17 protein-coding genes are annotated in these 19,927 nt (G+C 74.0%); 14 read left to right on the top strand and 3 right to left on the bottom strand.

The features are described 5' to 3' along the window. The first annotated feature begins 128 nt into the window (after window positions 1-128). The 9 genes from ACFY9V_RS26330 (at window position 129) to ACFY9V_RS26370 (ending at window position 11,812) form a co-directional block, all read left to right on the top strand. Window positions 129-3,284: an SNF2-related protein gene (locus tag ACFY9V_RS26330; RefSeq protein WP_391163218.1), complete on the top strand. Its 3,156-nt coding sequence runs from the start codon at window positions 129-131 to the stop codon at window positions 3,282-3,284. Window positions 3,285-3,381: 97 nt separating this feature from the next. Then, window positions 3,382-4,071, top strand: coding sequence for a hypothetical protein (locus ACFY9V_RS26335; protein ID WP_391163219.1), 690 nt, complete (start codon window positions 3,382-3,384; stop codon window positions 4,069-4,071). Between the two features lie 467 nt (window positions 4,072-4,538). Continuing rightward, window positions 4,539-5,516 carry a lysylphosphatidylglycerol synthase domain-containing protein gene (locus ACFY9V_RS26340; protein WP_355346749.1) on the top strand — a complete coding sequence of 326 codons (978 nt, stop codon included), beginning with the start codon at window positions 4,539-4,541 and terminating at the stop codon, window positions 5,514-5,516. 163 nt (window positions 5,517-5,679) lie between these two features. Then, entirely contained in the window at window positions 5,680-6,963 is a 1,284-nt protein-coding gene (locus tag ACFY9V_RS26345; RefSeq protein WP_355346746.1) for an RICIN domain-containing protein, read from the top strand. A gap of 17 nt (window positions 6,964-6,980) precedes the next feature. Then, window positions 6,981-8,369, top strand: coding sequence for a ricin-type beta-trefoil lectin domain protein (locus tag ACFY9V_RS26350; protein WP_355346743.1), 1,389 nt, complete (start codon window positions 6,981-6,983; stop codon window positions 8,367-8,369). 234 nt (window positions 8,370-8,603) lie between these two features. Then, on the top strand, window positions 8,604-9,308 hold the full coding sequence (locus tag ACFY9V_RS26355) for a response regulator (protein WP_391163273.1): 705 nt from the start codon (window positions 8,604-8,606) through the stop codon (window positions 9,306-9,308). Further along, on the top strand, window positions 9,305-10,816 hold the full coding sequence (locus ACFY9V_RS26360) for an ATP-binding protein (RefSeq protein ID WP_391163221.1): 1,512 nt from the start codon (window positions 9,305-9,307) through the stop codon (window positions 10,814-10,816). Before ACFY9V_RS26355 ends, ACFY9V_RS26360 begins: the two co-directional genes overlap by 4 nt. A 217-nt stretch (window positions 10,817-11,033) precedes the next feature. Further along, the gene (locus ACFY9V_RS26365; protein WP_391163222.1) at window positions 11,034-11,534 is read left to right on the top strand and encodes a hypothetical protein; all 501 of its coding nucleotides are present in this window, start codon (window positions 11,034-11,036) and stop codon (window positions 11,532-11,534) included. Next, window positions 11,531-11,812 (top strand): hypothetical protein, encoded by a 282-nt coding sequence (locus tag ACFY9V_RS26370; protein ID WP_391163224.1) that lies wholly within the window; start codon window positions 11,531-11,533, stop codon window positions 11,810-11,812. The genes ACFY9V_RS26365 and ACFY9V_RS26370 overlap by 4 nt, the downstream gene beginning before the upstream one ends. Before the next feature lie 13 nt (window positions 11,813-11,825). Here the strand turns inward: ACFY9V_RS26370 and ACFY9V_RS26375 are convergent, their stop codons facing one another. Beyond that, on the bottom strand, window positions 11,826-13,523 hold the full coding sequence (locus ACFY9V_RS26375; RefSeq protein WP_391163225.1) for a bifunctional 3'-5' exonuclease/DNA polymerase: 1,698 nt from the start codon (window positions 13,521-13,523) through the stop codon (window positions 11,826-11,828). A gap of 206 nt (window positions 13,524-13,729) precedes the next feature. Beyond that, window positions 13,730-14,098: a thioredoxin gene (gene trxA / locus ACFY9V_RS26380; RefSeq protein WP_355346728.1), complete on the bottom strand. Its 369-nt coding sequence runs from the start codon at window positions 14,096-14,098 to the stop codon at window positions 13,730-13,732. 137 nt (window positions 14,099-14,235) lie between these two features. Here trxA and ACFY9V_RS26385 point away from each other — a divergent pair, with 137 nt between their 5' ends. Further along, window positions 14,236-14,463, top strand: coding sequence for a hypothetical protein (locus tag ACFY9V_RS26385; RefSeq protein ID WP_391163226.1), 228 nt, complete (start codon window positions 14,236-14,238; stop codon window positions 14,461-14,463). Between the two features lie 147 nt (window positions 14,464-14,610). Here ACFY9V_RS26385 and ACFY9V_RS26390 read toward each other — a convergent pair whose 3' ends face one another. Then, on the bottom strand, window positions 14,611-15,876 hold the full coding sequence (locus ACFY9V_RS26390) for a citrate/2-methylcitrate synthase (RefSeq protein ID WP_391163227.1): 1,266 nt from the start codon (window positions 15,874-15,876) through the stop codon (window positions 14,611-14,613). A 106-nt stretch (window positions 15,877-15,982) separates the two neighbouring features. On the opposite strand from ACFY9V_RS26390, the gene ACFY9V_RS26395 reads away from it, so the two are divergent. From ACFY9V_RS26395 to ACFY9V_RS26410, 4 genes are all read left to right on the top strand, one after another. After that, window positions 15,983-17,143, top strand: a complete 1,161-nt coding sequence (locus ACFY9V_RS26395; RefSeq protein WP_391045736.1) for a citrate synthase — start codon at window positions 15,983-15,985, stop codon at window positions 17,141-17,143. A gap of 192 nt (window positions 17,144-17,335) precedes the next feature. Next, on the top strand, window positions 17,336-18,289 hold the full coding sequence (locus tag ACFY9V_RS26400; RefSeq protein WP_391045734.1) for a zinc-binding dehydrogenase: 954 nt from the start codon (window positions 17,336-17,338) through the stop codon (window positions 18,287-18,289). Window positions 18,290-18,395: 106 nt separating this feature from the next. After that, a complete protein-coding gene (htpX, locus tag ACFY9V_RS26405; RefSeq protein WP_355346713.1) occupies window positions 18,396-19,304 on the top strand; it encodes a zinc metalloprotease HtpX in 909 nt (302 codons plus the stop codon). Beyond that, window positions 19,304-19,855: a hypothetical protein gene (locus ACFY9V_RS26410; protein ID WP_355346710.1), complete on the top strand. Its 552-nt coding sequence runs from the start codon at window positions 19,304-19,306 to the stop codon at window positions 19,853-19,855. The genes htpX and ACFY9V_RS26410 overlap by 1 nt, the downstream gene beginning before the upstream one ends. Window positions 19,856-19,927: the final 72 nt, after the last annotated feature.

Consider the following 19,927-nt stretch of genomic DNA (forward strand, 5'->3'; position numbering starts at 1 on the left):
CTGCCCCTCGTAGTCGTCCCAGGACGGCGACGGGCCGGGACGCGGACGGGGAGACTCCGGCGAAGCGGCTCGTCGGCGGTGACGCGCGGGCGGCGGAGCCCGTCCCTCGTAGTCGTCCCAGGTCGGCGATGGGCCGGGACGCGGACGGGGAGACTCCGGCGGGCGCGCCCGCCACGCACCCCTTCGCCGTGGCCGCCGCCGAGGTCGTACGGCTGCTCTCGACGGGCGGCCCAGGACTGGGCTGGCTCGCGGGCCGCGCCGCGCGCGGGACCGCGGGCCTCGTGCTGCCCACTGCCGCCGGGCGGCCCCGGCCGTCGCCCGAACTGCGGACACCGGCCGCTCCCGGCGACGGTCGCGGCGCGCTCGCGCCCTGGACCGTACCGGCCGTCCTGTTCACCCCCGGCCAGGCCGCCCAGCTCCTCGGCGAGCTGTCGCACGCCGACCTGCCCGAGCTGCCCTACGGCGCCTCCGTGCGGTGGCTGGTCGCCGCCCACGACCTGGCGTGGCGGCTGGTCGGCCGGGGCAGGCTGCTGCCCGAACTCGTCCGCGAGGACGGCGTCCCGCACGCCCGGTGGCGCCCGGCGCCCGACGCCGCGGGCCACCAGGAGCTGGCCCGGCTGACCGCGGCCGTCCCGCCGACGCTGACCCTGGGCGCGGCGGACGGCGTACGGTCGGCGGCCGGGCTCGTCACGGACGTCATGGCCGTCCTGGTGGACAGCGAGGCGCGGGCGGCGCTGGAGGACGCGGGGCCGCTGGTGAAGGGCGGGAAGGCGGCCGGAGCGGCCGAGGCGTGGGCGGCGGCGCTCGGCGCTGCGGACGGCCGGATGCGCGCGGCCGACCCGGTCGAGACGGCCCGGCTGGGGGAGCGGCTGGCCGCCTGGCACGCGTCGGCCGCCGCGGACGACCAGCCGCTGCGGCTCTGCTTCCGGCTGACGGAACCGCGCGGCGGCGACCTCGGCGCGGGCCCGGGCGACTGGGCGGAGGACGACGGCTGGAGTCTCGACTTCCTCGTCCAGGCCGTCGACGAGCCGTCGCTCACCGTCGAGGCCGCCGAAGTGTGGACGCGCGGCCCCGCGCAGGCCGCGCTGACGCGGTACGCCGACGACCCGCCGCAGACGGTGCTCGCCGCGCTGACCCGCGCCGCCCGCACGTATCAGGCGCTGCGGACCGCGCTGGCCGGTGAGCGCCCCTCCGGGCTGCGGCTCGACCGGGCCGGGGCGCTGGCCTTTCTTCGGGAGGCGGCCCCGGCGCTGACAGAGGCGGGCTTCGGGGTGCTGGTCCCGTCGTGGTGGCAGCGCAAGCCCGCGCTGGGCATGGCGCTGACCGTACGGGAGCCGCAGTCCGGCACCGTCGAGACGTCGAGCATCGCCGACCGGGACGCGATCGTGGCCTTCCGCTGGCGGGTGGCCCTCGGCGACCAGGCGCTGACCGACAAGGAACTCACCGCGCTCGCCGCCGCCCGGCAGCCGCTGGTACGCCTGCGCGGCCAGTGGACCGAGGTCGACCCGGAGCGGATCGCCGCCGTGCTGGCCTTCCTGGAACGCGCGGGCAGCGGCACCATGACCACGGGACAGGCCCTGCGGATCGCCCTCGACCCGACCGCGGCCGAGGCGGGCCTGCCCGTCACCGCGGTCACCGCCGACGACCCCGCGGACCGGCTCAGCGGCCTCGGCGCACTGCTGCGCGGCAGCGCGGAGCACCGCCCGGAACCGGTCGCCGTACCCGCCGACTTCACCGCGACCCTGCGTCCGTACCAGCAACGCGGCCTGGACTGGCTCGCGTTCCTGTCCCGGCTCGGCCTCGGCGCCGTGCTCGCCGACGACATGGGCCTGGGCAAGACCGCCCAGACCCTCGCGCTGCTCGCCGTGGAACGCGAGCGGGACGGCGAGCGGGAGGGTGACCGGGACCGCGACCAGGACGGCGACCCGGACCGGCGCGACCCGGATCGGCGCGACCCGGACTGGCGCGACCAGAGCGCGTACGGCCCGACGCTCGTCGTCTGCCCGATGTCGCTGGTCGGCAACTGGCGGCGCGAGACCGCCGCCTTCGCACCCAAGCTGAGGGTGTACGTGCACCATGGCGCGGGGCGGCTGACCGGTACGGAACTGGCCGCGGCGGTAAGAGGCGCCGACCTGGTGATCACCACTTACGGGCTGGTGCAGCGCGACCACGATGCGCTGGCCGCCGTCACCTGGCGGCGGCTGGTCGTGGACGAGGCGCAGAGCGTCAAGAACAGTGCCACGCACCAGTACCGGGCGCTGCGCGCCCTGCCCGCCCGGCACCGGATCGCCCTCACCGGCACCCCCGTCGAGAACCGTCTCGCCGAACTGCACGCGCTGCTCGACCTGGTGAACCCCGGCCTGTTCGGTACGGCGGGCGCTTTCAAGGAGCGGTACGCGATCCCCGTCGAGCGCGACGGCGACGCGGCCGTGGCGGCCGAACTGCGCCGCCGCACCGGGCCGTTCGTGCTGCGGCGGCTCAAGTCCGATCCGGCCATCGCCCGCGAACTGCCCGCGAAGCAGCACATCAAGGTGGTGTGCAATCTGACCGCGGAGCAGGCCGCGCTCTACCGCGCGGTCGTCGCCGACATGCTCGCGCGCATGGACGAGACCCGCGGACTGCGCCGCCGCGCCCACGTACTGGCCGCCCTCGGCAAGCTGAAGCAGGTCTGCAACCACCCCGCCCACTTCCTCGGCGACGGCTCGTCTCTGGACGGCCGTTCCGGCAAACTCGCCCGTCTGGAGGAAACGCTGGAGACCGCGCTCGCCGCGGGCGACAAGACGCTGTGCTTCACCCAATACGCGGCCTTCGGCGCCCTGTTGCGCCCGCACCTGGCCAGGCGGCTCGGCACCGAGGTGCTGTTCCTGCACGGCGGCGACCCGGCGCGGGCCCGCGAGGACATGGTGGCCCGCTTCCAGGAGACGGACGGCCCCGCCGTCTTCCTGCTCTCCCTCAAGGCGGGCGGCACCGGCCTCAACCTCACCGCGGCCAGCCAGGTCGTGCACATCGACCGCTGGTGGAATCCGGCCGTCGAGGACCAGGCCACCGACCGCGCCTTCCGGATCGGCCAGCCCCGCGACGTCCAGGTGCGCACCTTCGTCTGCGCGGGCACCGTCGAGGAGCGCGTCGACGCGATGATCGAGGCCAAGCGCACCCTCGCGGACGCCGCCGTCGGCGCCGTCGGCGCGGGCGACACCGCGGCGGCGAACTGGCTCGCGGAGCTGACCACGGCCGAACTGCGCGACGCCCTGCGGCTGTCGGAGGAAGAGGCGGTGAGCGAGTGACGCGCCTCTGCGGTCGGTGCGAGTGCGGCGGCCCGGCGGACGCCGTGGGCCCCGGTGGGTGTACGGGCGCGGCGGGGACCGTAGCGGGGGTGAGCGGATGACCGGGGCGGGAAGCGGCGGCCGTACGTGGGCCGCACGGCTGGACGCCCGGCTCGCGGGGCTCGGGTACGCGCGCGGCCCGGCGTCGGGGCGCGTCACCGGACTCGCGGTGGAGCCGGGGCTGGTCACCGCCCGGGTACGGGACGGCGCGCCGACGCCGTGGACGGTGCGGATCGAACTGCCGGTGCTGACCGACGCCGAGTGGCGGCGCGCCGAGCGGGCTCTCGTCGCCGACTCCGACGCGCGTGAGCAACTCCTGGACGGCGAGCTGCCGCCGGACGCCGACGCCCTCTTCGCCAGGGCCGGGCTGCCGCTGCTCCCGGCCGGGGACGGCGAGCCGGTCCTGGAGTGCGACTGCCCGGACTGGGCGCTGCCCTGCGCCCACCTCACCGCCGTACTCGCCGCGCTCGGCGCCGCCTTCGACGACGAACCGTTCCTGCTCACCACCTGGCGCGGCCGGGACCGCCGCGCCGTCCTGGACGCCGTACGCAACGGCCCGCCGCCCGTACCCCTCGACGACGGCCCGCCCACGGACGGCGGCTTCTGGGAGTGCGGCGACCTCCCCGACCGCCGCGCCGCCGCCCCGGCACCGGCCGTCGCCGAACTGGGCCGTCCGGCGGTCAGCGTCCGCGGCCGGACCCTCACCGACACCCTCGCGCCCGCCTACGAGGCGTTCCTGACCTGGTGACCGCGCCCCGGTGGGCACTCCGGTGGCCGGTCGGAGCCGACCCGCTGAGCGCGCGCCCCGGCGACCGTTCCGACGACCGCCGCGGCGCCATGGCGAGGACCCGCCGGTGACCTCGGCTTCCGCGCCGTTCGCCGCGCCCATGCGCGGCACTCTCCGGAGCTAATCCCGCGGCGGTGGAGAGTCACCCGACCGGGGACATGGCGACAGTCACGGTCTGCGCGCCGTTCACCGTACGCGGGCAGACTCCAGGCGTGGCCGGACCCCCAAGGCAGCCGGGAAAAGGGGCCCTTGACGGACCCTCGCCGTCGCGGCGCGCGGGTCCGACGATTGACCCGGGTGGCCCTGTGCCGGTACGACGCCGCCCCGGAAGGCACCTAGTCTGGACAAACCGTCCCACTTCCCGCACTGCTACGCGCACCGTCCCCCGGCGGCCCCGGCCGTCGTACCGCATGCGACGAGGAGTCACCGTGTCCATCGCCCGTGACGAGGGTGCGCTCTGGCAGCGCAATTCGGTGCGGTCCGCCGCCATGCTGCTGCCGGTGGCCGCGGTCGCGGCGCTCGCCGTCAGCAAGTGGCCGATGATCGGCGACAGCGCCGGGCGGCTGGGCCAGGCGGACGCCGAGTGGATGTCCGTCGCGGTCTTCGCCGCGTGCATGACGTGGGTCTGCTCGGCCGTCGCCCAGCAGGGCGCGGTCGTCATGTCGCTGCCGCCCGGCCGGCTGCTGGCCGCGCAGTTCGCGGCCTCGGCGGCCAACCACGTCCTGCCCGCGGGCGTCGGCGGCAACGCCGTCAATCTGCGCTTCCTGGTGCGGCACGGCATGACGCCGACACGGTCGCTCGCGGCGCTCGCTGTCCGCGCCTCGGCCGCCGCCATCGGCCGGGTGACGCTGCTGCTCGTCCTGCTCGCGCTCTTCCCCGACGCTCTGCAAGTGCACCGGCTGGCCCCCGACGGATTCGTGCTGCCCGCCGACCCCATGGTGATCGGCGCGGTCGCGCTGGTGCTGGTCGTGCTGGCGTTCGTGGCCTCGCGGTACGCGGGCCGCGCGCGCGACCGGGCCCGCTGCTTCCTGGCGTCGGTGGCCGACGACGTACGGACCCTGCACCGCGACCGGGCGCGCGTGGCGTGCCTGTGGGGCGGCTCGCTGGCCTTCCCCGCCATGCACGCGTCGGTGGTCGTCGCCGTGGTCAAGGCGGTCCACGCTCCGGTGCCGGTCAGCGGCATCCTGGTGGCGTACTTCTTCGCGAGCACCGCGGCGGGCTGGCTGCCGACCCCGGCGGGGCTCGGCTCGCTGGACGCGGCGCTCGCCCTCGCGCTGGTCACGGCCGGGGCCTCCGCCGTCGCCGCGACCTCCGCCGTGCTCGGCTATCGCCTGGTCACCACCTGGCTGCCGCTCATCCCCGGCGTCGTCGTGCTCGCCGTGCTCGTCAAGCGCCGCGAACTTTAAGGTACGTACCTTTGCCGGAAGCCTTGACTCCCCTCAGTCCCGCCATTTAAATCACGTCCTGAACTAAGACGTAAGGGAAGTCTCCCAGGGTGCCCCGCACCTCACTGTCTGTCAGGAGCATGCCCAAAACCGTTTTCTGACGACCCGACCGAGGAGTCCGGCAATGTCGGCATCACCCCCCACCCGACGCATACGCCCCCTCGCGCTGCTGGCCGCCGCAGGACTGCTGCTGTGCGGCTGGCTGCAACAGACCGCGTCCCCGCAAGCCACCGCGAGCAGGCTCGACACCGCCTCGGTGGCGGCCACCGCCACCTTCACCGACGACTTCAACGGCCCCGCGGGAAGCGCGGTCGACAGCTCCAAGTGGGGCTACGAGACCGGTGACAACGTCAACAACCACGAGCGCCAGTACTACACCAGCGGTACCCACAACGCGGCGCTCGACGGCCAGGGCAACCTCGTCATCACCGCCCGCAAGGAGAATCCGGCCAACTACCAGTGCTGGTACGGGTCCTGCCAGTACACCTCCGCGCGGCTGTCCACCCCGCAGAAGTTCACCCAGACGTACGGCCACTTCGAGACCCGGATGAAGCTGCCGCGCGGCCAGGGCATGTGGCCCGCCTTCTGGATGCTCGGCAACGACATCGGCTCGGTCGGCTGGCCCAACAGCGGCGAGATCGACATCATGGAGAACGTCGGCTTCGAGCCCGGCAGCGTGCACGGCACCATCCACGGCCCCGGCTACTCCGGTTCGGCCGGCATCGGCGCCGGATACACCCTCCCCGGCGGACAGAGCTTCTCCGACGCCTTCCACACCTTCGCCATCGACTGGGCGCCGAACTCCATCAAGTGGTCCGTGGACGGCAACGTCTACCAGACCCGTACGTCCGCCGACCTCGGCGGCAACCGCTGGGTGTTCGACCACCCCTTCTACCTGCTGCTCAACCTCGCGGTCGGCGGCTACTGGCCCGGCGACCCCAACTCCAGCACCACCTTCCCGCAGCAGCTCGTCGTGGACTACGTGCACGTCACCACCAGCGACAGCTCGGGACCGGGCACCGGCACGGGACACGCCATCACCGGCCTCGGCGGCAAGTGCGTCGACGTGGCCTCGGGCAGCAGCGCCAACGGCGCCGCCGTGCAGCTCTACGACTGCAACGGCTCGGCCGCGCAGTCCTGGACGGTCGGCTCCGACGGCACCATCCGCGCCCTCGGCAAGTGCATGGACATCACCGCGGCCGGGACCGCCAACGGCACACCGATCCAGCTCTACGACTGCAACGGCACCAACGCGCAGAAGTGGACCGTGAGCGCCGCCCACGACATCGTCAACCCGGCCTCCAACAGATGCCTGGACGCCTCCGGCAACAGCTCCGCCAACGGCACCCGGCTCCAGATCTGGGACTGCGCGGGCACCGCCAACCAGAAGTGGACCGTGACCGGCTGATGAGAGGGATCCGGCAGATGCGAAAGACCACCACGCTCCTGGCCACCGCCGCGCTCGCCGCGGGAGCCCTGACCGCCCTCGGGATCAGCCAGGCGTCCGGCGCCGACGCCACCGGCGCCGTCACCGGCTACGGCGGCAAGTGCGTCGACGTGGCCTCGGGCAGCAACGCCAACGGGGCCGCCGTGCAGCTCTACGACTGCAACGGCAGCGCCGCCCAGGCGTGGACCGTCTCCTCTGACGGCACCCTGCGCGCCCTCGGCAAGTGCATGGACGTGACCGCCGCGGGCACCGCCAACGGCACCCAGATCCAGCTCTACGACTGCAACGGCACCAACGCCCAGAAGTGGACGTCGAGCAACGGCACGCTGGTCAACGCCGGTTCAGGCCGCTGTCTGGACGCGACGGGCCCCAGCTCCGCCAACGGCACCCGGCTTCAGATCTGGGACTGCGCGGGCTCCGCCAACCAGAAGTGGACGCTGCCCACCGGCGGCGGCACCCCGCCGACCACCCCGCCGCCGTCCGGCGGCACCGGCGTCCAGGCCGTCGCGCCGTACCTCTACAACGGCTGGGGCAACCCGCCGGACCCGACGACGATCATGAACGCGACCGGCGTCAAGTGGTTCACGCTCGCCTTCGTGCTCAGCAACGGCACCTGCAACCCGCAGTGGGACGGCGGCCGGGCGCTGACCGGCGGCGTCGACCAGAACACCATCAACAAGATCAGGGCGGCGGGCGGCGACGTCGTCCCGTCCTTCGGCGGCTACAGCGGCAACAAGCTGGAAGAGTCCTGCACCAGCGCGAGCGCGCTCGCGGGCGCCTACCAGAAGGTCATCAACGCCTACGGCCTCAAAGCCATCGACATCGACATCGAGGCCAGCGCCTACAGCAACGGCACCGTCCAGCAGCGCACGGTCGACGCGCTCAAGACCATCAAGGCCAACAATCCCGGCATCGTCGAGTACGTCACCATCGGCACCGGGCAGAGCGGCCCCGACACCGGCCTGATCAACAAGGCCGCCGCCTCCGGGCTGACCGTCGACAGTTGGACGATCATGCCGTTCGACTTCGGCGGCGCGGGCCAGAACATGGGCAACCTCACCACCAAGGCCACCGACGGCCTGAAGAACGCCCTCAAGAACGCGTACGGCTACACCGACGACCAGGCGTACCGGCACAGCGGCATCTCGTCGATGAACGGCATCACCGACAACAGCGAGACCGTCACCGTCGCCGACTTCCGCACGATCCTCGCCTACGCCCAGCAGCACCACCTGGCCCGGCTGACCTTCTGGTCCGCCAACCGGGACCGGCCCTGCCCCGGCGGCTACCCGAACGACGACACCTGCTCCGGCGTCTCCCAGCAGGCGTGGGACTTCACCCGCACCTTCGCGCAGTACGGCGGGTGACACCGCCCGAGTGACCCGGGTGGCACCCCCGCCGCGACGGCGGGGGCGCCACCCCCCGATGGCTCTCCGCTCCCCGGCCGTGTAGGCATGGTTCCCGCGATGCACCATGCGACGGCCGGGGAGCGGAGGCATGTTCCGATGACAGATCCGATGCCGCACACGGACGGCCTGGAGGCGGGCGGCGGCCCCGGTTCCGAGCCCGACCGCGGTCCCGGCCCCGGCCCCGGCCGCGTCATGGTCGTGGACGACGACGCGGCGATCCGCCGCTCACTCGGCCGCGCCCTGCGGCTGCGCGGCTTCGCCGTCACCGAGGCCGACGGCGGCGCCGCCGCGCTGGACCTGCTGAGCCGTACCCCGCCCGACATCCTCGTCCTGGACATATCGATGCCCGACGTGGACGGCATCGAGGTCTGCCGGACCCTGCGGGCCGGCGGCGACGACCTGCCGGTGCTGGTGCTCTCCGCGCTCGACGAGGTCGCCGACCGGGTCGCGGGACTCCAGGCGGGCGCCGACGACTACCTCGTCAAACCCTTCGCACTCGAAGAACTCGTCCTGCGGCTGCACGCCCTGCTGCGCCGCCGGCCGCCACGCCCCGACGGCCAGGTCCGCGCCTGCGGCCTCGTCCTCGACCCGGCCGCCCGCACCGCCGCCCGCGAGGGCCGGGCGCTGGAGCTGACCCGCAGGGAGTTCGAACTCCTGGAGATCCTCGCCCGCAACGCCGGTCTCGTGCTCACCCGCGACCAACTCCTCGACCGGGTCTGGGGATACGACTTCGAGGTCCGCACCGACGCCGTCGACACCTTCGTCAGCTATCTGCGCAAGAAGCTGGAGGCGGGCGGCAGGCCCCGCATCCTGCACACCGTGCGGGGCGTGGGATTCGTCCTGCGGGCCGACGGACGCGAACAGCGGCGAGCCGGGGAACGGGACGGCGTGTCGTGAGGCTGTCCACCCGGATCGCGCTGGCGATCACCGTCCTCGTACCGCTGCTCGTCCTCGCCTCCGGCTGGATCATGGTCCGGCTGGTCGGCCACGACGTCCACGCGCAGGCCGACGCGCACCTGCGGGACCGGGCCGCCGCCGTCCGCACCGACGCCCGCAATCTGCTGCGGGCCATGGCGAACGACCGGTCGGCCGAGGTCGAACAGGCCCGTCAGCGCAAGCTGTTCGCCGCCGCGCTCGACGTCGGCATCCGCGTGACCGGCACCGAGGGCACCGTCACCGAAGGCCCGCAGCCCACCGACGGCCGGCCGCTGCCCGCCGCGGCGGACGCCGTACGGCCCGTCACTTTCCGTGCGGACGGCAGCAGTTGGCGGGTGCTCGCCGTACCGCTGTCCGTCGTGCGACCCGCCGCGACCGGCACCCTGTGGCTGTTCTCGCCGGACACCGCGGGCCAGGAGCAGATCAGCCGGGTGCGCCGCAGGATCGTCACCGTCGCGCTGCTCACCGCGCCGGTCGCGGGCGCCGCCGCCTGGCTCGCCGTCACCCGCGCGGCGCTCCCGCTGAGGCGGCTCCAGCGCCGCGCCGGGGGCATCGACCCGCGCACCAGCGCCGCCCGCCTCGACCACACGCCGACCCGCGTCACCGAGGTCGACGAACTCGCCCGCACGCTCCAGACCGTCCTCGCGCGCTACGACGAACAGGCCGCCCGTACGGCCGAGGCGCTGGCCACCGCGCGTTCCTTCTCCGCCGCCGCCTCCCACGAACTGCGCAACCCCCTGATGAGTATGCGCATCAACCTCGACGTCCTGGACGGCCGCCCCGAGCCCGATCCCGCGGAACGCGCCGAGATCATCGCCGACCTGCGCGGCGAACACACCAGGCTGCTCGGCCTGTTGGTGATGCTGCGCGCCCTCGCCCAGGGCGACCTGGTCGAGGCCGACGCCTTCGTGCCGGTCGACCTCGCCGACGTGCTGGACGCCGCCGTGGCCGACCTGCGGCGCGAACGCCCCGACGCACGCGTGGAGTTGACCGCGCGGCCGGGCCTGCGCGTGTACGGCTGGCCGCAGGGGCTGCGCTCGGCGGTCGACAATCTGCTGGTCAACGCGGCGGTGCACGGCGCGAGTCGGGACGGGGACGGGCACGGGCCCGGCGGCGGTACGGGGAGCGGAGGCGGGGCGCTGATCGAGGTGACGCTCTCACCGGGGGCCGACCCGGCGGGCCCCTCTGTCGTACTGACCGTGGACGACCACGGGCCCGGAGTGCCGCCCGCCGCCCGGCGGGAGATCTTCCAGCGCTTCCGCCGCCGCCCCGACAGCCCTGGCTCCGGGCTCGGCCTCGCCCTGGTCGGGCAGCAGATCGCCCTGCACGGCGGGCGGATCACCGTCGGCGACCGGCCGGGCGGTCCCGGCGCGCGCTTCACCGTGGTGCTGCCGCTCGGCACGTCGGAGCGCCCGCTGCCCGGCGGCCGGGACTGGCTGGCGGGCGCGTCGACGGGGGAGCGGCCGTAGGACCGCGGACCGCACCGGGCACCGCCTGCCTCGGGTTCCGCGCGAGGGTCACCGGTCGGACCGGGCCAGGTACAAGCGCCCCGGTGCGCACGGCAGTTGCGGTCCGGCCGGTCGTCGCGGGCCTGTCGCGCGGTCACAAGGTTTCCACAAAGACGGTTCCTAACCTCCGGCTCTGACGGGCACCGCGACCGGTGCCGAAACCCTCAGGGAGGAACCCATGCGCCCCACTCGCACCGCCGTGGCGACAGCCGCCGCGCTCGCCGCCCTGCTCGCCGCGGCCGGCACCGCCGTCGCGGACGCCACGAGCCCGTCGGCCGCACCGTCTGCCGACCCGTCCTCGGCACCGGCGGCCGCCCCGTCCGCCGCGCCGTCGACGGACCCGTCCGCCGGGTCCAGGACCCCGAAGGTCCACAAGGCGCCGACCGGGGACGGCGCCCGCGCCCTGTGCAAGCGGGTGCCGAAGATCGACGACCGTATCGACCGCGCGCTCGCCCGGCTCAACGGCCCCGCCACGGAACGCGGTTCCGTCGCCCGGCTCCAGAAGCGGGTCGACAACGCGAACACGGCCGGTGACACGGCGGTGGCCACGTATCTCAAGGACAAGCTGACCTTCCGCAAGTCGCTGGTGCCGACCCTCAACCGGCGCAGCACGGACCTGGACGCCGTCCGCACCTGGTGCGGGACACAGGACTTCACGGCGAAGGGCGGCACGAAGTGAGCGGCGCCGCTTCGCGAAAGGGCGGCCGTACGCGGGCCGGTGCCGTGCTGGCCGCCTGCGCGATCGCCGGGGCACTGGTGACCGGCTGCGGACACTCCGGCCGTACGTCCGCACCGGCGTCGTCGGCGGACACCTCGGCCGCCGTGTCGGCGGGCGCATCCGCGGGCAGCGACTCCTCCGCGCCCTCGGACTCCGAACTCACCCGTATGCGCAAGCTGGTGGACGACGCGGATTCCGCCGCCGCGACGGCGGAATCCGACGCGGCGGCCGACAAGTGACCCTGCCGCCGGGCTACTTGGCGTCCGCGTAGCACGCCACCGCGTGCGTCTCCAGCGGGAACGGCACCGGGGCGGAGCCGAAGACCAGGCGGCGGGCCTCGTCACCGGCCGCCGTCACCGCCGCCTCGACGGCGGGCGCGAGCTCGGTCGGGGCGTGCACGATCACCTCGTCGTGCTGGAAGAAGACCAGTTGGGGCTCCGGCCCGACCGCGGTCAGCCGGCGGCGCAGCGAGGCCAGCATGGCCAAGGCCCAGTCGGAGGCGCTGGCCTGGATGAGGAAATTGCGCGTGAAGCGGCCCCAGGACCGGGCCGCGCGGCGGTCGGGGGACGCGCCGTCACCGGGGTCGGCGCTCTCGTCGAGGAACCGGTCGGCGGACGGCGCGGGCGACGTACGGCCCAGCCGCGACCGTACGATCCCGCCCGCCTCGCCCGTTCTGGCCGCGGCCTCCACCAGGGCGAGGGCGGCGGGGAAGCGACGGCGCATCACCGCGAGAAGCTGCCCCGCCTCGCCGCTGGTCTGCCCGTACATCGCGGCGAGCAGCGCGATCTTGGCGCGCGGCCGGTCGCCGCCGAAGGCGTTCCGCGCCAGCGCCGCGTACAGATCGCCCTCCGCGGCAGCCGCCGCGAGCCCGGCGTCACCGGACATCGCGGCCAGCACCCGCGGCTCCAGCTGCCCGGCGTCGGCGACCACCAGTCGGTGCCCGGGGTCGGCGACGACCGCGGAGCGCAGCAGCCGCGGGATCTGAAGGGCGCCGCCGCCACGTGTCGCCCACCGGCCCGACACCACGCCGCCCACCACGTATTCGGCGCGGAAGCGGCCGTCGCGCACCCAGCTCTCGCGCCAGGCCCAGCCGTGCGCGGCGTGGATCCGGGACAGTTCCTTGTAGCGCAGCAGCAGCCCGGCCGCCGGATGCCCGACCTCGCGCAGCTCGTGCGAGCGGGTCGACGTCAGATGCACGCCGACGCGGGCGAAGGCGGGCAGCATCTGGGCGGGGGAGTCGGGGTTGACCGGACGTCCGAGCGCGTCCTGGATACGGGCGGCCAACTCGCCCAGCAGCGCGGGCCGTGCGCCACCCGCGGGGCGCGGGCCGAGCAGCCCGGTCAGCAGCTCGTCGTGCACCTCGGCGCTCCACGGCAGCCCGTCCCGGCCCATCTCGACCGCGGCGAGCGCGCCCGCGGACTCCGCCGCGCACAGCAGCCGGATCCGGTCGGGGTGCTCGCTCGCGGCGATCCGCCGCTGCTGCGCCGCGTGCACCTCGACCAGCGCGGCCAACGGATCGAGATCCCGCGGGAGATGACGCCGGTCGGCGGCGAACAGCACCGGCTGGTCGTCCGCGCCGGGCTCCGGGGCGTCCTCGGGCTCGGGCAGCCCGTGCAGCCGCGCCCACGCCGCCCCCAGCGACCGGGGCCTGCGGTGCCTGCCCTCCTGCCCGAGCAGCAGCGACTCGACGAGCTTCACGTCATGGCAGCGTGCGGTGCGCACCGACCCCCGGTCGAGCAGCCACGGATACACCTCGTCGGTCGCCGCCCAGACCCAGCGCGGCGCCTGCTCGGCCTCCCGCCGCGCGACCTCAGCGGCCAGGTCCCGTACGACATCGACCTCCCCGACCGCCGTCCCGTCCTCCCCGAGCGCGCGCAGCCGCCCGCCCGACCCCACCGGGTCGGGCACGGCGGCGATCCGCGCGACGGCGGCGATGGCTGTACCCACCATCGGAGCCTAGACGCGACCACTGACAATGCCCTGGAGGGCGGGCCCGCGGACGGTGTCGCGCACGGGCCCGGCCGCGTTACCCCGGCGGGCCGACGACACGGCGGCGCAAGGGCCGCGCTCCGGCCCGGCGGCGAATCCTTCTCGCCGCGGGCCGGGGGCGCGGCCCCGGATGTCCCTCGCTGTCGCGTCGGTGGCGGGCGGGCCCGTCAGGAGCTCTGCTGGGCCTCCTCGACCGACTTGCGCACCTCGTCCATGTCGAGGGCGCGGGCCTGCGCGATGACGTCCTCCAGGGCGGGCTCGGGCAGCGCTCCCGGCTGCGCGAAGACCGCGACCTTGTCACGGACGATCATCAGGGTCGGGATCGACTGGATCTGGAAGGCCGCGGCCAGCTCGGGCTGCGCCTCCGTGTCGACCTTCGCGAAGACCAGGTCCTGGTGCTTCTCGGACGACTTGTCGTAGACCGGTGCGAACATCCGGCACGGCCCGCACCAGGCGGCCCAGAAGTCGATGAGGACGAAATCGTGCGACGACACGACCTCGTCGAAATTCTCCTTGGTCAGCTCCACAGTGCTCATGCCCCCACAACGGGCGGCGCCCGCCGGAAATTCCTGCCGTCGCCGCGGGTGCCACGGACCCCGGAGAGTTCACTCATACGAGTGGTGCGGGCGGGGTGTGCAGTGGCGTCCGACCCGTCGGAGTCGTTGGTCGGGTTATGGCAGCAACGCAGTGGATTCCGCAGGACGACGGCGCCGACGGCGCGGGCGACGGTCACCAGCCATGGCGCTATTCCCGTGCCGGAACGGTTCTGCAGAGCACGGATGCACCGGTCTTCGCGGAACTCGCCGACCAGTGGCGGTCGGCGGGCCGCATGGTGCCGGGCCAGAAGGACACGGAGTGGGCCGAACTGGTCGGCCGCATCCCCCGTCTGACCGGCGTCTGACGACGGGTCCCGGCCCCGGCCCCGGCCCGGACTCCGGCCCCGGCCCCGGCCCGGACTCCGGCCCCGGCCCAGCCTCCGGCCGAGGCCCGGGTCTCCGCTGAGGGCGGCGTCGGCGGTCATCCGCCCGTGAGAGGCGACCGCGCGCCGTCACGGCAGCGGCTGGGGCGGCGGCGGTCCCTGGTAGGTGCCGCTGGGGCGCATCCGCAGCGGGCGCTCCTGGTACTCCTCCAGGGCGTGCGCGATCCAGCCCGCCGTGCGCGCCACGGAGAAGACCGTCTCGCCCGCCTCCGCGGGCATCGCGGCGGAGACCGAGAGCACCGCGAGGGCCAGGTCGACGTTGGGGTGCAGCGGGGTGTGGCGGGCGGCCGTCGCCGCCAGGTCGCGGGCCGCGGCCAGCGCGTCGGAGGCGGCGGGCACTTGCCCGAGCAGGTGGAAGAGCAGCCGGGCGCGCGGGTCCTCGCCCTGGTAGAGGCGGTGCCCGAGGCCGGGGATCCGCTGACCGGCGCGCAGTTGCTCGGCGACGACGGGACCCGCGCCGCCGCGCTCCAGCACCTCGGCGAGCGTCCGGTGGGCCAGGGCGCTGGCCTGTCCGTGCAGCGGCCCGTCCAGCGCGCCGAGTCCGGCGGACACCACCGCGTAGGGGTGCGCGCGGGCCGAGGCGGCGACCCGCGCGGCCAGCGTCGAGGCGGCCAGGTCGTGGTCGACGAGCAGCGCGAGCGCCGCGTCCAGCACCCGCAGCGACGCCTCGTCGGCGGCCCGCTCGGTCAGCCGTGACCACAGCCGCCAGGCCAGCCCGCCCTCTCCCGAACGCGGCCGGCCGAGCGGCGGCAGCGCGCCGACCAGGGTCGGGATCAGGCTGCGCGCCGTGCCCAGCACGGCCTCCTCCGACAGGTCGAAGCGCAGCGGATCCGCGGTGGCCGCCGCGATGACCGCGACCCGCAACCGGTCCATCGGACCGCAGCCCGGGGGCAGCGCGTCGCCCGCGCTGCGGGCGGCCTTCAACAGCGGCTCGGGCGCGGTGAAGCGGACCCCGCGCCGCAGCACCCCGGTCCACAGCCACTCGGCGACCTCCTCGAAGCCGTACGCCGTGGCCAGCCCGGTCGCGTCGACCCCGCGGAAGTAGAGGCCGTCGTCCTCGATCAAAGTGACGCCGGTACGGATACGGACCCAGGCGCCGTTTCCGCCCCCGCCGCCCCCGCTGTCCGAGGGCCCGTCGGCACCGGCCGCCGCGGGCCGTGCGCGCCGGGCCAGGGCCTCGACCTCGTCCGGGTCGAAGGTGCTGCCCCTGCCGCCCTCGGCCCGTCGGCTGGCGAGCAGGCCGCGGCTGACATACGCGTACAGCGTCTCCGGCTTCACGCCGAGCCGCCGGGCGGCCTCCCGGGTGCTGATCCGGTCCGCCGGTTGATCCGTCATGGCCTCACCGTATCCATAGTGCTCAGCTCATTCACATTGATTGAATCAACATTGACAGAGTTTAAATCAATCATGGAGAGTCGAGTCAATACCCAAGGAGGACACGATGCCGACCACCGAGCAGAACGCCCCGATCGACGTACCCCGCGGTCTCAAGGGCGTGATCGTCACCGACACATCCATCGGCGACGTCCGCGGGCTCGAAGGCTTCTACCACTACCGCGAGTACTCCGCCGTGGAGCTGGCCGAGAGCCGCGGCTTCGAGGACGTCTGGCACCTGATGTTCCACGGCGCGCTGCCCGACGCGGCCGAGCGTGCCGCGTTCACCGCGCGGACCGCCGCCCTGCGGCACCTGCCCGCCGACGTGGCGGACGCGCTCCCGGCCATCGCCCGCGCCAGCGCGCTGTCGGGACCGCTCGCGGGGCTGCGCACCGCGCTGTCGCTGACCGGCGCCTCGGCCGGATTCCGCCCGCTGTACGACCTCACGCCCGACCGCCGCCGCGCCGACGCGCTGGCCGCCTGCGCGGTGGTGCCCACCCTGCTCACCGCGCTGCACCGGCTCGCCCAGGGCCTGGAGCCGGTCGAGCCGCGCGACGACCTGCCGTACGCGGCGAATTACCTCTACATGCTGACCGGCGAGGAGCCGGAGCCCGTACGAGCCCGCGCCGTCGAGCGCTATCTGATCTCGACCGTCGACCACGGCTTCAACGCCTCGACGTTCACCGCCCGCGTGATCGCCTCGACGGGGGCGGACCTGGCCGCTTGTCTGGTGGGCGCGATCGGCGCGCTGTCCGGGCCGCTGCACGGCGGCGCGCCCAGCCGCGCGCTCGACACACTCGACGCGATCGGCACGCCCGACCGGATCGACGGCTGGCTGCGGGAGCACATCGGTGCGGGCGAGCGGATCATGGGCTTCGGCCACCCCGTGTACCGCACCGAGGACCCGCGCTCGCGGATGCTCAAGGGCATCGCGCAGAGCTTCGGCGGCGACCTGGTGGATTTCGCGGTGCAGGTGGAGGCCCGCGCGGAGGCGCTGCTCGCCGAGCTGAAGCCCGGCCGCGAGCTGCACATCAACGTCGAGTTCTTCGCGGGCGTCGTGATGGAGCTCTGCGGGCTGCCGCGCGAGATGTTCACACCCACCTTCGCCGCCGCCCGCGTCGTCGGCTGGAGCGCCAACATCCTGGAGCAGGCCGAGGACAGCAAGATCATCCGGCCGTCCGCGCGGTACGTCGGCCCGCCGCCGCCCGTGCCGGTGCCCGCCGCCTGAGCGGACCGGCGGGGGCGCCGGTGCCGTGGTGGAGTGCGCGACGGAACGCGTTGCGGCGTGCCCAAGCGGTGTGCCCAAGCGGTGTGCGACATACCAACCAGTCGGTAATATCGGCGGAGCGGACACCGGGACACACCGGCGGACGCCAGGAAAGCACCCGCAGGGTGCGCCCCACCACGCTGAGGAGCCGACGTGCGCGCGATCCAGATCACCGAATTCGGCGGTCCCGAGGTGCTGCGGGAGACCGAGCTGCCCGACCCCGTGGCAGGCCCGGGCCAGCTCCTCGTGGACGTCGACTCCGCCGGGATCAACTACGCCGACACGCACACCGTCGAGGACTCCTACCTCTCGCGCTCCACGCTCCCGATGGTCCCCGGCGCCGAGGTGGTCGGCCGCACCGCGGAGGGCCGCCGGGTCGTCGCCCTCACCGACAACGGCGGCTACGCCCAGAAGGCCGTCGTCCAGGAGTACCTGGCCCACGACGTGCCCGACGAGGTCACCGACGGGCAGGCGCTCGCCCTGGTCGTCCAGGGCCTCACCGCCTGGCACCTGCTGCGCACCTCCGGACGCCTGGCCGAGGGCGAGAGCGTCGTGGTGCACGCGGCGGCCGGCGGTACGGGCTCGCTCGCCGTCCAGCTCGCCAAGACCTTCGGCGCGGGCCGGGTGATCGCCACCGCCTCGTCCGAGGACAAGCGGGACCTCGCGCTTGAACTCGGCGCCGACGTCGCCGTCGACTCCGGCCCCGAGAACCTGAAGGACCGTCTCGTCGAGGCGAACGGCGGCAAGAAGGTCGACATCGTGCTGGAGATGACCGGCGGCCCGGTCTTCGACGCCTCGCTCGCCGCGCTCGCGCCGTTCGGCCGCCTCGTCACGTACGGTCTGGCCTCCAGGACGCCCCCGACACCGGTCCAGGCCGCACAGCTCATGGCCCGCTCCCGCGCGGTCGTCGGCTTCTGGCTGACGCACTGCCTCGGCCGTCCGGGGATGTACCGCGAGCCGATGGCCGAGCTGCTGGAGATGACCGCGGCGGGCCGCCTCGTACCCCGGCTCGGCGGGGTATATCCGCTGTCCGAGGCGGTCAGGGCCCATGAGGAGCTGCGGGCCCGGCAAACCTTCGGCAAATTGGTGCTCGATGTGAGGGCCTGAGCGGAACCGACGGGCTCGTCGTAGTCGTTGAACAGGTGCACACTCGACAACGAGGTACGACGGACCGCCGCCAGTGGTCCGCGCCCCGCATGTCTCGGGAGGGGCCATGGACCGCAACCGCTTCGCGCCCGACCGGGGGCTGACCACGCGCATGGTGGTCACGATGTTCCTGATCGGTCTGCTCTATGTCGTCTTCGTCGGCGCGCTGCTGGCGCTGCTGCGCGGATCCTGGCCGCTGATCCTCGTGATCGCCGGAGTTCTCTTCATCGCGCAGTTCTGGTTCAGCGACCGCATCGCCGCCTTCAGCATGGGGGCCAAGGAGGTCACGCCCGAACAGGCGCCGGAGCTGCACGGCGTCGTGGACCGCATCTGCGCGCTCGCCGACATGCCCAAGCCCAAGGTCGCCATCGCCGATTCCGACGTGCCGAACGCGTTCGCCACCGGTCGCAACAAGAAGAACACCACGGTGTGCGCCACGACCGGGCTGCTGCGCCGCCTGGAGCCGGACGAGCTGGAGGGCGTCATCGCCCACGAGTTGTCCCACGTCGCCCACAAGGACGTCGCGGTCATGACGATCGCCTCCTTCCTCGGCATCCTCGCCGGTGTCATCACCCGGATCGGCCTCTACGGCGGCTTCCGCCGGGCGCGCGACCCCGGCACCGCCGTGCTCGCCGTGGCGATCCCGCTGGTCAGCGCGGTCGTCTACGCCATCAGCTTCCTGCTCACCCGGATGCTGTCGCGCTACCGCGAGCTGTCCGCCGACCGCAGCGCCGCGCTGCTCACCGGCCGCCCCTCCTCGCTGGCCTCCGCACTGACCAAGGTCACCGGGCAGATCGGCGCGATCCCCACCAAGGACCTCCGCAAGGCGGAGCCCTTCAACGCCTTCTACTTCGCGCCCGCGCTGAGCGCGAAGGGCGGAGGCTCCGCCTTCTCGAAGCTGCTGTCCACCCACCCCTCCCTTGAGCAGCGGCTGGAGCAGCTCAGCCGCATCACTCTCGAACTGGACCGCCACTGATGGGTCTGCTGGACGTCATCCTCGGCCGCAGCAAGCCGGTCAAGCCCGACCTCGATCAGCTCTTCGGCCTCACCTCGGCCGCCATCACCCTCGAAGCGGCGAGCGAGCTGCGGCCCACCGGCCTCGGCTCGGTCTGCTTCGCGGCCGTCGAGGGCGGCGCCTTCGCCGAGATCCAGCAGGACCTGCGGGCCCTGGTCGGCGCGGAGGCCAGCCAGGACTCGTACGGCTACACCTGGCTGCTGGCCCGCAAGGACCCCGCCGAGATGACCGACCTCGTCACCGATCTGCACGCGATCAACTCCGCCCTGGAGGAACGCGGCTTCGGCCCGCAACTGCTCTGCTCGCTGCTCGGTTTCAAGGACCCCGCGGGCCGCTCGGTGGCGCTGGTCTACCTCTACAAGCGCGGCTCCTTCTACCCCTTCGCCCCGCTGCCCGGCGAGAAGCGGGACAACGCGCTGGAACTCCAGGTCAGAGCCCTGGTCACCAATGACCTCCGGCTGGAGGACGACCTGTCGCGCTGGTTCCCCGTCTGGGGCGCGCCGGGCCTGTGACCGCTCCGTACGCCCTGTTTGCGGCGCGCCCGCCCTACGCTGGGTGCTACTCGAACCCTCTGGAAGGCACAC

The organism is Streptomyces sp. NPDC008317 (genome assembly GCF_042955955.1).
GTDB lineage: Bacteria > Actinomycetota > Actinomycetes > Streptomycetales > Streptomycetaceae > Actinacidiphila.

Coding starts and splice junctions, on each gene's coding strand:
- ACFY9V_RS26335 (WP_391163219.1), top strand. CDS start 3,382: ATGACCGGGGCGGGAAGCGGCGGCCGTACGTGGGCCGCACGGCTGGAC.
- ACFY9V_RS26350 (WP_355346743.1), top strand. CDS start 6,981: ATGCGAAAGACCACCACGCTCCTGGCCACCGCCGCGCTCGCCGCGGGA.
- htpX (WP_355346713.1), top strand. CDS start 18,396: ATGGACCGCAACCGCTTCGCGCCCGACCGGGGGCTGACCACGCGCATG.
- ACFY9V_RS26375 (WP_391163225.1), bottom strand. CDS start 13,523: ATGGTGGGTACAGCCATCGCCGCCGTCGCGCGGATCGCCGCCGTGCCC.
- ACFY9V_RS26410 (WP_355346710.1), top strand. CDS start 19,304: ATGGGTCTGCTGGACGTCATCCTCGGCCGCAGCAAGCCGGTCAAGCCC.
- ACFY9V_RS26385 (WP_391163226.1), top strand. CDS start 14,236: ATGGCAGCAACGCAGTGGATTCCGCAGGACGACGGCGCCGACGGCGCG.
- ACFY9V_RS26355 (WP_391163273.1), top strand. CDS start 8,604: ATGGTCGTGGACGACGACGCGGCGATCCGCCGCTCACTCGGCCGCGCC.
- ACFY9V_RS26345 (WP_355346746.1), top strand. CDS start 5,680: ATGTCGGCATCACCCCCCACCCGACGCATACGCCCCCTCGCGCTGCTG.
- ACFY9V_RS26365 (WP_391163222.1), top strand. CDS start 11,034: ATGCGCCCCACTCGCACCGCCGTGGCGACAGCCGCCGCGCTCGCCGCC.
- ACFY9V_RS26390 (WP_391163227.1), bottom strand. CDS start 15,876: ATGACGGATCAACCGGCGGACCGGATCAGCACCCGGGAGGCCGCCCGG.
- ACFY9V_RS26330 (WP_391163218.1), top strand. CDS start 129: ATGGGCCGGGACGCGGACGGGGAGACTCCGGCGGGCGCGCCCGCCACG.
- trxA (WP_355346728.1), bottom strand. CDS start 14,098: ATGAGCACTGTGGAGCTGACCAAGGAGAATTTCGACGAGGTCGTGTCG.
- ACFY9V_RS26395 (WP_391045736.1), top strand. CDS start 15,983: ATGCCGACCACCGAGCAGAACGCCCCGATCGACGTACCCCGCGGTCTC.